This window comes from Methanoculleus sp. UBA291, from assembly GCF_002499755.1.
Lineage (GTDB): Archaea > Halobacteriota > Methanomicrobia > Methanomicrobiales > Methanoculleaceae > Methanoculleus > Methanoculleus palmolei.
The window spans coordinates 1-12,172 of sequence record NZ_DANC01000046.1; the positions used below are offsets into that span (position 1 = coordinate 1).

Here is a 12,172-nt window from a genome sequence, read left to right on the forward strand (position 1 = left end):
TTCAAAGGTACCTGGGTCAAGCAGTTCGACGTGAATGAGACGAGAGACGAAGAGTTCAGGGTTGCACCGAACCGAACCGTGACGGTTCCGATGATGCAGCGGACTGACGAAGATGCAATCTATGGGTACGCGGAGACCGACACCTTCCAGGTGCTTGAGATGCCGTATGCGCATGGGAACGGAACCGAACTCTCGATGCTCGTCCTCCTCCCCAAAGACGATAACCTGACGGCTGCGGAAGAGAGCCTCGACGCCAAGGCGCTCACGGACCTGCGGGAGTCGCTGGTTTCTCAGGAGGTCGAGGTCTTCTTCCCGAAGTTCAGGCTTGAGACGGACTACAGCCTCCCGGGAGTTCTTGCGGCGATGGGGATGCCGACGGCGTTCGGTGGTGCCGCCGACTTCTCGGGGATGGACGGCACGAATATGCTCTTCGTCAGCGAGGGCGTCCATAAGGCATTCGTCGACGTGAACGAGGAAGGCACCGAGGCAGCGGCGGCGACCGGGGTCGTCATGGACCTGAAGAGCGCGCCCGTGGGGGATTCCACGCCCGTCTTTAAGGCAGACCACCCGTTCGTCTTTCTTATCGTCGAGGAGGATTCCGGCACGGTCCTCTTCATAGGCAGGGTCACAAACCCGGCGGGCCGGTAAGAGTCGATTCGAGAGAGATCAGAAGGGTGATGGACTTGCCCCCAACCACCCCCACCGGTTTACCACTAGTGCATCGATTCTATATAAACCAGACAACTTTCGCAAGGATAGCACGATATATAGATGCGCTTAATCTGACACCTGTGATATTCAAGTGGTCGTACAAAACGGATCTGAACCCGCCGGAGTGGATATGGTAACTTTATTGAGATCAACTACCCAGTCTCCTTCCCTTATTTCAGAGTAATCGTGTGTGACAATGATGATTATTTTTTCCGATGACAACTCCCTGAGAACATTATATATGGATTTCCGCGACTCTCTGTCTATCGGGCTTGTAACTTCATCTAGAAGAATTATGGGGGAATTCTTTAGGATAGCTCGTGCGAGAGAGATCTTTTGTCTTTCCCCTCCAGAAAGTTCCAAACCGTCTTCACCAACAAATGCACTATAACCATTTGGCAATCCAATTATGAAATCGTGAATCTTTGCTTTTTTAGCAGCACTTATTACATCGCCATTAGACGCATTTAAACGGAGTCGTTTCTCGCGCCCCCTGGGATCTGAGGCGATAATCAAAGGAAAGACCCTAAAACTTTTTGTCTACATTGCGAAAAAGAAACCAAATTTCGCATTTTGCTGAGAGTAGAAACGACTCAAGTAATTAACGTCTGTAGAAGATCACGTAATGGCCCTGCGCGCGGGGCAAATCGAGCAGGGAGCTTGGCTCCAGAGCATGGAGTAGTCACCGCGGGGGTCAAGAGCACTACCAAATGGGATGGACTCTCCTGCTTCGACTGGGCATCAGACAGGTGCCCCGGCCCCCTCACTCCTCTTCAAGCCGTTCGACGACCGTCTTCTGCAGATAGCCGATGATCGGCATATTCGAGCCGAACACTGCATACCGCCCGGACCCCCCGGTCATAATGGTAAAGAAGTCCCGGCTGTCGACAAAGATCGCGCACTCATCCATCCGCACGACATCATCTGCTGCTTCGTCCGTCACCACCTGAGGTTCCAGGAGATCGCTCACGGTTGCTTTTGCCTCGTAGATCGGAAGGTTGATATCAGCACACTCCTCTCTCCTCCGCACAACCACGTAGAGATCGATCTTCCGCTCGAGCGGCTTGATGCTCGTATAGTACTTCCGGAGGAACTCCGGGTTATGGCAGAGGATCACCATGCTCTTCTTCACCCGCCGGAAGAGCGAGAAGATGTGATTCTCGATCGCCCAGCCGCTCCGGAGGATGATGAACGAATCCGGAGGAAGGCGCGGTTTGACCGAAAAACGCTTTAATGCCTCGCGAGTCTCGTCAAGAGACTTGATGTAATCGTTTTTGAGCCGATCAAAGACGACATCGATGTCAAGCACGTAGTAAGAGGCCGGAGACCCCTCTTCAATACCGATGAACCCCCGCCGTGCAAGGTCGTTTAAGATCTCGTAAATCCGCCCCCGGGGGACTCTGCTGATCTCGTGGATGCTTCGAGCGGTCGCTTTCTGCAGTCCGACAAGCGTGGAGTAGACGTTCGCTTCATACTCGTTCATTCCGAGAGTCCGAAGACCGGCGACTATTTCGGCAGTCATTGCAACTAGGTTTAGTTGCAACAAACTTATGGCTTGCGGCGAGAGAGATAGATCAGCGAGCGAGAGACTCTCTCCTCGTGAAAGACCGTCCTCCGGGCGGCAGCGCCTGATCCAGATACCGAAAACCGGCTCCACGCTGAAAAAGCCGGGACACCGGGCCGGACATTCCCACCTTCGAGGAAGGCTCTGCCGGAAGGACGGATAAGTACAGCATGCAACGAGCGATACCACCTGAACCCGATATACCCCGGTATATCACCTTCCAGAATCCGGGAGATTCATCATCAACTGCCCGGGGACGTCTCCGGTGGCAACGGCGGCCGACTCAGACGTGGCGGAGTCGCCGCCCGAACCGCGGCCCGTCCCGAACGCTTTCTCTGAAAACAGGGATATTCTACCGGGAGCGAACAACAACCCCGCGTCAGTAACCGGCGAGGAGCGTGGAGATGAGCCGCACCTCTGCCTTTCGCAGGTGCTCGATTGCGGTGGCTTTGCTGATCCCAAGTTTTTCGGCCAGCTCCTGACCGGAGATCCTGCGGGGGTACTCGTAGTAGCCGTACCGTTTCGCTGCGATCAGCAGGTCTCGCTGCCTCGCGGTGAGGCGAGAGAGCGGATCGTTCCCGGAGAAGGAGGCCTCTTCGAAGATGACGTTCCGGACCTCTCCGTAGGTGGCCATAAGGTGGAGAACTTTATTCAGGTTCGCATTATCGCCGATGCAGGTGTAGACGCTCAGGTCCCGGGACTTGCGCATGGGGGCGATCCAGATGACGGCAAGGTCGAACTCACGCATCTTCTGCAGCAGGAACTTGTCGCAGACGGCAAGCTGTATAAAACAGGTGTAAGTCCTCCCGTTGGCCTTGAGCACCTCGATGGACCCTAAAAGCCCCGGGAACTCGATATCAGCGAAGGTGTATCCTGCTTTCATCGTGATCTCTCCCACCGCCGTCACCTCTCCCCGTTCAAAGTCCATTTTGATCAGCTCGGTGAGGTTTATGGACTCGATCTTCTCCGTGAACTGTTCCACCGCCTGGTGAAGCTCCCGGGAATCGGTGGGTATCATCATCAACGGGTCCTTCAACGGGTCCTTCGGGAACACCTCGACGATCATCTTCCGCATACTCTGCGTGGGGCGCCGTATCTCATATAAATACCGTACATGTACGGGAAAATATTGAATCCCGGAGCTCCCCATTACTGATGTATGGGAACGAACAGAAAAAATCGATTGCAGAGACTTCGGGCCCGGGCGCGTTATTCAATGCCGACAGCTCCCGCCCCGGGTTGCAATAGGTTCATATTCGGTCCCATCGAGACATTATCTCCATTATATCAGCCACTTACAGCGAGGAGAGACGTGAACAGCACAACTGCCTGCAACACCGGGTCCTGCGGGGGGCCCGATGGCCCTTCGTGCACTGTCCCGGCGCACAAAGAAACATCCCGCAATGAACCGCCCGTTGAGGAGACCGATCAGGTCTGGATCGAGGCCGGATTCCTCCCGCCGGCAGGCTACCGGCAGGCCGTAGCCCTGCTCCACCGGCTTGCCATGAATGGGGAACCTGTAGCGCCCCTGCTCTCGCACGCTCTTACGGCGGCGCCGGAGATACTCAGCGGGCCGGAACACGACCAGAATTACCGGGTCCTCAACCCCGCAAAGCTCCGGCGCACGGCCGAGGAGTTCGGCATCGATCTCACCGACAGGAACAATACGGAGATCGCCCGCGCGGTGACACTCGCGATCATCGGTGAGTACGGGGTAAAGAAGCCGGAGGATCATATATGAAAAACCCATACGAATGGCTTTCAAACACCATCAATAACCACACCTGGGCCGTCTTTGGGGTCGTCGTGGCCGTCTTCGTCCTGGCGCTCTACGGGCTCACGATGGTCTCGATGGAGACCGGCGACGATACTTATATCGATAAGACCACCCCGCGCGGCGCGCTCCTCGCCCACTACAAGGATACCTACGGCTCCGACGCGATCATGCTCATCTACGAGGCGGACAGCGTCAGGAACCCCGACGTCTTAAGATATATCGATGACCTCCAGGAAGACCTCAGGAACGAACGCTACGTCGCCGGGGTCTCAGGCGTCGTTGATCTCCTGAAACAGGCGAATGACGGCACTTTGCCGTCGTCCAAAGCAGAGATCGACGGGATCATCGGGCAGGCCCCGCCGGAGCTCGTCGAACGGATGCTGCCCTCGGACCTCATGACGATCAGCGTCATCAACCTGGAGCCGGGCGTCTCCACGCAGGTTCAGGAGCAGGTCCTCGGGAATATCGAGACCGTCATCAGCATATCGGAACCCCCGCCGGGCCTTTCGGTCACGGTATCCGGAAACCCGGCGTTCTCGAAGGAGATGGGCGACGCGATGGGGGCTGAGATGGGCACGCTGATCCTCGTGGCCATGATCTTCATGACCATCGCGGTGATGCTCCTCTTCTCCCACGTCCGCTACCGTCTCCTCCCCGTCGGCGTCGTGGCCGTCGGGCTCATCCTGACCTTCGGGATCATGGGTCTCTCAGGTATCCCGGTCAGCATGGTGGTGATCGGGGCGTTCCCGGTACTCATCGGGATCGGGATCGACTACGCGATCCAGTTCCAGGCCAGGTTCGACGAGGAGAGCCGGCACTCCCCTCTCCCGGAGGCCGTATGGACCACCATCGTCAAATCGGGCCCGTCGATCCTGATCGCGATGACGGCGACGGCGCTCGGGTTCATCGCGATGTTCTTCTCCCCGGTGCCGATGGTAGCCGACTTCGGGCAGGTCTGCGCCATAGGAGTAGCCTCCTGTTATATTGCGGCGCTCATCATCGTCCCGGTCTTTGGAACCCTCACGAACTATCAACCCAAGACAAAGACCGATATATCCAACCCCACTCCCGGATCGAAGCGGTCGTTCGTTGAGCGGTATGAGCACGCCATCGGGAAGATGGCCTATACCATCGCAAAACACCCGCTCCCCGTTCTCCTGATCTTCGGCGTGGTTGCGGTAGGCGGTTACTACCTCGACGAGAAAGTCCCCATCAGCGCAGACGAGAAGACCTTCGTTCCCGACGATATGCCTACCCTTCTGAACCTGGAGAAGATCACCCGGACGATGGGATCGACGAGCACCATCCCGGTCGTCGTGACCGCGGACAACGTCCGGAGCCCGGAGACGCTCGCCTGGATCGACCGGTTCGGGACGTATGAACTCGAGCACAACGACAAGATGACCGGGGTGACGAGTATCGCCACCCTGATCCGGGACTACAACGGGGGAGTCCTGCCCGAAACGAGTGCGGAGATCGATGCGGCCCTCGCCCGGGTCCCGGAGGAGACGCTGAAGAGTTACCTCAACGGGAACATGGAGGCGGTGCTCGAGTTTTCGACGGTCTCGATGGAGATGGACGCTCAAAAGTCCTTTATCGAGGGGATACAGAGCGACATAGCGTGGAATGATCCTCCCGCCGGCGTGACGGTGAAAATCACCGGCACCTCGGAGATGTTCGTCGCCCTCATGGACGAGATCGCCGAGTCCAAGACGTTCATGACCATCCTCGGGTTCGCCTTCATCCTCGCCTTCCTGATCCTCGTCTATCGGAGAGTCGGCGCCGCGTCCCCGCTCATCCCGATCGCCTTCGTCGTAGGCTGGTGCGGGGCGATCATGTACTTCCTCGGCCTCGACTACACACCGCTGACCGCCGTCCTCGGGTCGATGAGCATCGGCGTGGCCTCGGAATACACCATCGTGATCATGGAGCGGTGCGAGGAGGAACTGGCGAAGGGCATAGGCTACCTCGACGCCATCCAGCATGCGGTGCAGAAGATCGGGATGGCCATCACGGTATCCGGGGTGGCGACGATCTCCGGGTTTGCGGCGCTCACCGTCTCGACCTTCAACATCATCAGCAACTTCGGGCTCGTGACGGTCATCACCGTCGGGTTCTCGCTCGTGGGCGCGATCATCGCCCTGCCGGCGGTGCTCTCGATCATGTACCGCCATGCGGGGAGCACCCGGGCCCCGACCCCGGCGACGACCGGGATCGTGGACTGAATTCCGTCCGCATTGCCAAAACAGCAGGGGTTCGGCTGCCGGAGCCCCTGCAGTCCGGGGAAGCGGCAGGCACATTAAAGTTTATATAGTACCTGCCATATCCCTTCCCCGTGGTGTACTATGGCAACTGGAGACCTCACGGCGCAAGCATTGGCGCCATTTGCGCCGGTTGAAGAACTGGCACGTAATGTTATTCTGTTTCTGCCCAACCTCCTGGCAGCGATCGTCATCCTCATCATCGGCTGGATTCTCGGGCGTATCCTCGGAAGGGTCGTCGCCGAAGTCCTCGACCGGATCGGGGTAGACGACGCTCTGCGGAAAACATCGATCGGTCAGCAGATTGAACGGTCCACAACGAACATAAGCAGGCTCTTCGACCTCATCGTCCGCTGGTTCATCTACCTCATCGCGATCCTCGCGGCAGTCAGCGTTCTCCAGATCCAGGCCCTGTCTGCGGCAGTCGCGGCCATCGTGGCCTTTATCCCGAACATCGCTGCGTTCATCATCATCCTCGTCGGCGGGTTCATCCTGATCGACTGGCTCATGGACCGCTTCCAGGACTTTGGAGCGGGACAGGATGTCCAGTTCTTCGGCGCGGTCACAACATTCCTGCGAGTGTTTCTCTACTTCGTCGTCGTCATCCTTGCGCTTCAGCAGCTCCTGCTCGACCTCTCGATCATCTATGTCTTCGTCGTCCCGCTCGCCTGGGGCGTTGCGCTCGGGATCGGTGCGGCGATAGCCATCATCGTCGGGTTCGGCCTCCGGGACCGGGCGCCGGAGATGATGGACCAGTTGATGGGCAGGATGAAGAAGGAGTAACCCTTTTTTTCGGTCGGCGGGATTTCCAGGCCCCGGGTTTCCGGAGTAAAACCCGGGCCGGCCCGCAAAGGAAGTCAAAGTCCGCCGTATTTCTGTACGTGCTCCCGGACCCGGCGGCGCCGGTCTCTCTCACCGGGAGAGGCGGCCGGCCGGCCGTAGTGCCGTCGGTCCTCTCCCACCGGGCAGACCCCTATGCAGATGCCGCAGGGGGAGATGTGGCGCCGGGCGAGCCGGGCGCTGTTGTCGGTGCAGGCCGCCTTGTCGGTGAGACCTTCAGGATAGTTCCGCTCATCGAGCGCGCCCGCCGGGCAGGCGCGGACACATCGCATGCACCGGGTGCAGAGGTCCTCCGGGAAGAGAGGATCGGCCGGAAGGACCGCGGCGGTAAGGACCGACCCGAACCGGACCCGGGGACCGTACTCCGGCGTCAGGAGGGTGTTGTTCACGCCGAAGGTCCCGAGCCCCGCGAGGAGAGCCGCATGGCGGTGCGAAAAGAAGGCGACCGGGTTCTTCTGGAGCACCTCAATGCTCTCGTAGCCGTCCCGGGGGACGAAGACCGACGGGTAGCCCTCGTCGTTGAGGAAGGACGCGAGCCGGTAGGTGTACTGGTCGAGGAGGGTGTTGACGGTCTTATACAACTCGTGATAGTAGTTCGAGGGGGAGGTCTCGAGCACCGGGAGGTGGACGGGAAGACCGATGACGATCACCGACCGCGCTTCCGGGAAGATCGACTGCGGATAGAACTCCTCCGGCATCCAGGGCAAAAAAGGCGGATTTTCCCACCGGTCCGTGCTCGCAACCCCGACGAGCGGGATCTCCATCCTCCGGCACCGGCGAAGGACGGCTGCCTTCAGGTCTTCGGTCATAATAACCGATTCCAGGTGCGACCAGAAAAAAGTTCGGGGTTCTACCGGAGAACCCCCGTCTGTCTCACCTGATGTCCAGGCGCATGAAGCGCGAATACGCAAGTCCGAAGAAGACCGCGGGAAACGCGATCAGAGCAAAAACATTCATGCCCACCCCGGCAACCCCGGATGCCGGGTCCACCGAGCCCGCATCGCCGATCAGGACGCTGCCGCCGCCGTTCTGCATTACGGTGGTCACGGTCATACTCGCGGAGACCCGGCCGAAGATGCCGAGGATCGCCTCGTAGTTCAGCGAAGGAGAAAGGAGGCTCAGGACATCGTTCACGGCGCCCCGCCGCTCCTCGTACTCGCGGCGTGCCTCCCGAAACTCCTGCCACTCCACGCTCTCCGTATCGATGGCGCGGACCGCCACCTCCATTTTCTCATCTCCGGTAGATTGTATATCGGGGAGGTAGGCCGACGTGGGTAACTCCGGGGGTTCGCCGATAACGGTCTCCATCACCGCATCGTTCGTGGCAACCGGCACAAGCATCGTGAAGGCGACAAAGACGATGAGGCTGTAGATCAGTGCGGTCCCGCTGTTTTTGGCGACGGTCGACATCAGGAGGGCGACACTGAAGTAGGTCAGGATCATGAGGGCCGTAACCGCTCCGAAGACCAGGATGAGCGAAAATTCCGTCAGATCCGGGACGATCCCGAAGATCAGGAGAGCAGCGAAGGCGACCGCAAGCACGGCGCCGAGCGGAAGGAGAAGGGCGGCGGCACTCCCGAGAGCCTTTCCGTTGATCACCTCGTCCCGGTAGATCGGATGCGAGAGAAGTTGCTTCAACGATTTACTCTCTTTCTCCTTCGTGATCAGGTCGAAACCGAGGGCAATGCCCAGGATGGCGCCGAGAACACTCATCTGGGCCCCGATGGAGACGAAGATCGAGAGTATCGAGGGCCTCTCCGACATGAAGCCCGGCCCCTCTTCAGATCCGGCCACGCTCAGTCTCTCATTGTACTCGTCCAGGTCCTCCCGATAATCATCGAGGCCCCCGATGAGCCCGACCGTGCAGATGAGGACCAGGATACCGGCGATCAGGAGGAAATTTTTACTGCAGAGGTGATCGGTGAATTCCTTTGCGGCAATCGGGATCAGCCCGCAGGATTTCATGCTTTACACCTCCCGGTAGTAGGGGAGAACGACGCTCTCAAGCGACGGCTGCCTTTCAGCAAGCCGCAGAAGCCGGACCCCGCGGCCGACGAGGAATGCGGCTATCTCGTCCCCGAGGTCTCGTTCCGCCACAACAAGCGCTTCTCTCCGGGGCGCATCGTAGGATACGCACAGGACCCCGGGAACGGCCAGGTCGGGCATGGGGTCCCGGGTCTCCACGCAGAGCGTGACCGTCCCTCCCTCCTGCTTCTGCAGGAGGTCTCCGGGAGTGCCCATGGCGACGAGCCTCCCCCGGGCAAGGACCCCGACGGAGGTGCAGATCTGGTCTACTTCGGGGAGGATGTGAGAGGAGATGAGGATAGTCCTGCCCTCCGCCGCAGCATCGCGGAGGATACGCCTGAAGTCGGCGACGCCGGGCGGATCAAGGTTGGCCGTCGGCTCGTCCAGGACGAGGACGGCCGGATCGTTCAGCAGGGCCCCGGCAAGCCCGAGCCTCTGCCGCATCCCCTTTGAGAACGCCCCGACCTGCTGCGTCGCCCCGTCGAGGCCGACAAGCGCGAGCAGTTCCTCTATCCGCTGTTTTCGCTCTGCAGGCTTCATTCCGTAGAGCTGCGCGAAGAAATCGAGGTTTCGGGCGGCCGTGAGATCGGCGTAGAACCCGACATCCTCGGGCATGTAGCCGATCCGGTGCTTCACCCGGATCGGCTCGGTTACGATGTCTTCCCCGTCGATGAGGCATCTCCCGCCGGTCGGCTCGATCAGCCCGACCAGCATGAGGATCGTGGTGCTCTTTCCCGCTCCGTTCGGCCCGATCAGGCCGAAGATCTCACCCTGCGGGACCTGGAAGGTCAGGTCGTCGACGACACGACGACCGCTGTATTCTTTCATCAGATGTTCAAACCGGATCATATCCGTCTCCTCGGTTGCACTTTGCGGCCGGACGTTCGGACATCCGCATATCGGTCGAAGCACCCGGCACTACGGTGTTCAACGGCGAGGAGAATAGGGATTGTCGCACAATCTTCTACCGTTTCCGGGACACGTTGAGGATTGTGCGAATAGAATCATATTGTCGACCGATTTTACGGCCGCCGGGCGCATGTGTAGAGGATCATGCCAGAGATCTTATCATTGCAAGCATTCCACTAATACGTATGGACCTGCGCGTGCTCCCGCTGCTCTGCGTGCTGGCCTGTCTTGCCGCGCCCATCTTTGCGTACACCCTCCCGGACGAACCGGTCCGGTCGTTCGGGTTCGTCGGGTATATCGTGCCGGCGACGTACCCAGAAGCCGGCGCCGTCTCCATCATGGAGGCGGAGGAGAGTGCCGTAACGATCCGTCTCGAAGACATCGGGGCAGAGGTCCCGGAGGACGAAGCCAGCGGGGACGTTCTCCAGACCATTTCTCCGGCGTATTATACACTCAGCGGCAAGATCCAGAGCGTGAATTTCCTCCAGACGTTTCCGTCGGTGGAGGTGGTGGTTCTGGAGAAACCTGCAAATTTCTTTATCGTCAGGAAGGTGGAGGAACCGACCGGTTTGACGAAGACCTACAGCGGCCGTTCCGGGGAAGACCACGGCAAGCATACCCTTGCCCCCGATGAGAAGCGCTACTTCTCGACGCCGGTTCGGGAAGGGGTTACGCACCACTGGATCGATATCCGCTGGGACGCGTCGGCCGGGGACCTCATGCTGTACGTCTATCCTCCGGACGGCTGTCTCGGCCCGTATACCGACAGCGATGACGGAGAAAGCGACGGGCGGATCTTCCTCGATGTCTCCTCGTCCGAAGGGCTGACACCGGGAGCCTGGTACTACGAGATCGCCTGCGCCCGGGGAAACGGAACGATCGAGTTCTCATTTGAGACGTATACGTAAAGGACGCGAAGAAGATTATGCAGGGAATCAAAGTTCTTGTTTTCAGCATGATCCTGCTCCTGCTCATCGCATCTCCCGCCGGGGCAAAGACGTATGAGGCGGCCGGCGGCTACGAAAACCCTCCGCCGGAAGGAGCGGAGATGGCCGAACCGGTGGAGGTGGAGTTCTGGGAACTTCCCGTCTGGCTCATCCTCATGCAGATCGCCTGCATGCCTCTCGAACTCCTCGCGTCGCTCAAGATCTGGGGATACCTCGGGTACTGCCGGGTGAAACGCGAGGACCTGCTCGACAACGCTCTCCGCGACCGGATCTTCTCCTGCATCCGGGATCATCCGGGGATACACCTGCACGCCATCGCCCGGGAGACGGGGATACGCCTGGGTACGCTCCGCTACCACCTGAGCGTCCTCCAGAGAAGCCATATGATCGTATTCGTGGAATCGGAGGGCATGACCTGCTTCTTCAAAAACGACGGCACCTACTCCGGGCTGCAGCAGCGGCTGCTGGTTCACCTGCACCGGGAGGTGCCGCACGAGATCCTGAGATTGCTGCTCAGCCGCCCGTCGCAAACCCGAAACGAACTGGCCGGGAGCCTGGGAGTGGCGGGGCCGACGGTCACGTGGCACATGAAGCGCCTTATGCGCGACCGTCTCGTCTCCTCCGAAAAAGACGGGAGATGCGTCCGATATCGCATCCCCTGTGAAATTGCGCCTGAAGTTGGAAAATGGCTGAGTTGAAGGCCGGGAAGACGGAGGTGTTCTATCGCCCGGGGGCCTCCCCCTGCACCCATCGTTCGCCCTCCCGGTAAAACTCCTTCTTCCAGATAGGGACGGTCTGCTTGAGCCGGTCGATGATATACTCGCTGGCAGCGAACGCCTCTTTCCGGTGCCCGGCTCCGACGATGACGAGGAGAATGGTCTCGCCGACCAAAAGAGAGCCCACGCGGTGGACGATATCCACCGACTCGATTGCATAATCCCGCATCGCCGTATCGCGGATCGCCTCCAGTTCACGGACCGCGACGTCCTCATAGGCTTCCAGCTCCATCCGCTCAACCCCGCCGTCGTCCCTGACGACGCCGCAGAAAGTGACCAGGGCTCCCATGCCCGGCCTCTTCGCCGCCTCAATCATCGCGCCTGTGTCGATGACGTCCCGGGTAATACTTATCATACGTTAT

13 protein-coding genes are annotated in these 12,172 nt (G+C 59.5%); 6 read left to right on the top strand and 7 right to left on the bottom strand.

Annotated features, from left to right (window positions below; all coding sequences use genetic code 11):
• On the top strand, positions 1-648 hold a 648-nt coding region (locus tag BP737_RS11360; protein WP_292410788.1), incomplete at its 5' end, for a serpin family protein.
• 150 nt (positions 649-798) lie between these two features.
• Here the strand turns inward: BP737_RS11360 and BP737_RS11365 are convergent.
• From BP737_RS11365 to BP737_RS11375, 3 genes are all read right to left on the bottom strand, one after another.
• The gene (locus tag BP737_RS11365; protein WP_292410787.1) at positions 799-1,227 is read right to left on the bottom strand and encodes an ATP-binding cassette domain-containing protein; all 429 of its coding nucleotides are present in this window, start codon (positions 1,225-1,227) and stop codon (positions 799-801) included.
• 247 nt (positions 1,228-1,474) lie between these two features.
• Entirely contained in the window at positions 1,475-2,233 is a 759-nt protein-coding gene (locus tag BP737_RS11370) for a TrmB family transcriptional regulator (protein WP_292410786.1), read from the bottom strand.
• Between the two features lie 421 nt (positions 2,234-2,654).
• Entirely contained in the window at positions 2,655-3,350 is a 696-nt protein-coding gene (locus tag BP737_RS11375; protein WP_292410785.1) for a helix-turn-helix domain-containing protein, read from the bottom strand.
• A gap of 237 nt (positions 3,351-3,587) precedes the next feature.
• On the opposite strand from BP737_RS11375, the gene BP737_RS11380 reads away from it, so the two are divergent.
• The 3 genes from BP737_RS11380 (at position 3,588) to BP737_RS11390 (ending at position 7,096) form a co-directional block, all read left to right on the top strand.
• On the top strand, positions 3,588-4,016 hold the full coding sequence (locus tag BP737_RS11380; protein WP_292410784.1) for a hypothetical protein: 429 nt from the start codon (positions 3,588-3,590) through the stop codon (positions 4,014-4,016).
• Positions 4,013-6,277: an efflux RND transporter permease subunit gene (locus BP737_RS11385; RefSeq protein ID WP_292410783.1), complete on the top strand. Its 2,265-nt coding sequence runs from the start codon at positions 4,013-4,015 to the stop codon at positions 6,275-6,277. The genes BP737_RS11380 and BP737_RS11385 overlap by 4 nt, the downstream gene beginning before the upstream one ends.
• Before the next feature lie 120 nt (positions 6,278-6,397).
• Positions 6,398-7,096 carry a mechanosensitive ion channel family protein gene (locus BP737_RS11390; protein WP_292410782.1) on the top strand — a complete coding sequence of 233 codons (699 nt, stop codon included), beginning with the start codon at positions 6,398-6,400 and terminating at the stop codon, positions 7,094-7,096.
• A gap of 74 nt (positions 7,097-7,170) precedes the next feature.
• Here BP737_RS11390 and BP737_RS11395 read toward each other — a convergent pair whose 3' ends face one another.
• From BP737_RS11395 to BP737_RS11405, 3 genes are all read right to left on the bottom strand, one after another.
• Positions 7,171-7,962, bottom strand: coding sequence for a 4Fe-4S binding protein (locus BP737_RS11395; RefSeq protein WP_342686188.1), 792 nt, complete (start codon positions 7,960-7,962; stop codon positions 7,171-7,173).
• A 64-nt stretch (positions 7,963-8,026) separates the two neighbouring features.
• Positions 8,027-9,118: an ABC transporter permease gene (locus tag BP737_RS11400; RefSeq protein WP_342686189.1), complete on the bottom strand. Its 1,092-nt coding sequence runs from the start codon at positions 9,116-9,118 to the stop codon at positions 8,027-8,029.
• A 3-nt stretch (positions 9,119-9,121) separates the two neighbouring features.
• Positions 9,122-10,027, bottom strand: coding sequence for an ABC transporter ATP-binding protein (locus BP737_RS11405; RefSeq protein WP_292408240.1), 906 nt, complete (start codon positions 10,025-10,027; stop codon positions 9,122-9,124).
• A gap of 245 nt (positions 10,028-10,272) precedes the next feature.
• On the opposite strand from BP737_RS11405, the gene BP737_RS11410 reads away from it, so the two are divergent.
• Positions 10,273-10,995, top strand: coding sequence for a hypothetical protein (locus BP737_RS11410; RefSeq protein ID WP_292408238.1), 723 nt, complete (start codon positions 10,273-10,275; stop codon positions 10,993-10,995).
• 47 nt (positions 10,996-11,042) lie between these two features.
• On the top strand, positions 11,043-11,732 hold the full coding sequence (locus tag BP737_RS11415) for a winged helix-turn-helix transcriptional regulator (RefSeq protein WP_292408237.1): 690 nt from the start codon (positions 11,043-11,045) through the stop codon (positions 11,730-11,732).
• A gap of 22 nt (positions 11,733-11,754) precedes the next feature.
• Here BP737_RS11415 and BP737_RS11420 read toward each other — a convergent pair whose 3' ends face one another.
• Positions 11,755-12,165 (bottom strand): molybdenum cofactor biosynthesis protein MoaE, encoded by a 411-nt coding sequence (locus tag BP737_RS11420; protein WP_292408234.1) that lies wholly within the window; start codon positions 12,163-12,165, stop codon positions 11,755-11,757.
• Between the last annotated feature and the right edge of the window lie 7 nt (positions 12,166-12,172).

What these genes read in the sequence shown, in the direction of transcription:
- BP737_RS11370 (WP_292410786.1), bottom strand. Translation starts at nt 2,233, where the DNA reads ATGACTGCCGAAATAGTCGCCGGTCTTCGGACTCTCGGAATGAACGAG.
- BP737_RS11375 (WP_292410785.1), bottom strand. Translation starts at nt 3,350, where the DNA reads ATGCGGAAGATGATCGTCGAGGTGTTCCCGAAGGACCCGTTGAAGGAC.
- BP737_RS11385 (WP_292410783.1), top strand. Translation starts at nt 4,013, where the DNA reads ATGAAAAACCCATACGAATGGCTTTCAAACACCATCAATAACCACACC.
- BP737_RS11390 (WP_292410782.1), top strand. Translation starts at nt 6,398, where the DNA reads ATGGCAACTGGAGACCTCACGGCGCAAGCATTGGCGCCATTTGCGCCG.
- BP737_RS11395 (WP_342686188.1), bottom strand. Translation starts at nt 7,962, where the DNA reads ATGACCGAAGACCTGAAGGCAGCCGTCCTTCGCCGGTGCCGGAGGATG.
- BP737_RS11400 (WP_342686189.1), bottom strand. Translation starts at nt 9,118, where the DNA reads ATGAAATCCTGCGGGCTGATCCCGATTGCCGCAAAGGAATTCACCGAT.
- BP737_RS11405 (WP_292408240.1), bottom strand. Translation starts at nt 10,027, where the DNA reads ATGATCCGGTTTGAACATCTGATGAAAGAATACAGCGGTCGTCGTGTC.
- BP737_RS11410 (WP_292408238.1), top strand. Translation starts at nt 10,273, where the DNA reads ATGGACCTGCGCGTGCTCCCGCTGCTCTGCGTGCTGGCCTGTCTTGCC.
- BP737_RS11415 (WP_292408237.1), top strand. Translation starts at nt 11,043, where the DNA reads ATGATCCTGCTCCTGCTCATCGCATCTCCCGCCGGGGCAAAGACGTAT.
- BP737_RS11420 (WP_292408234.1), bottom strand. Translation starts at nt 12,165, where the DNA reads ATGATAAGTATTACCCGGGACGTCATCGACACAGGCGCGATGATTGAG.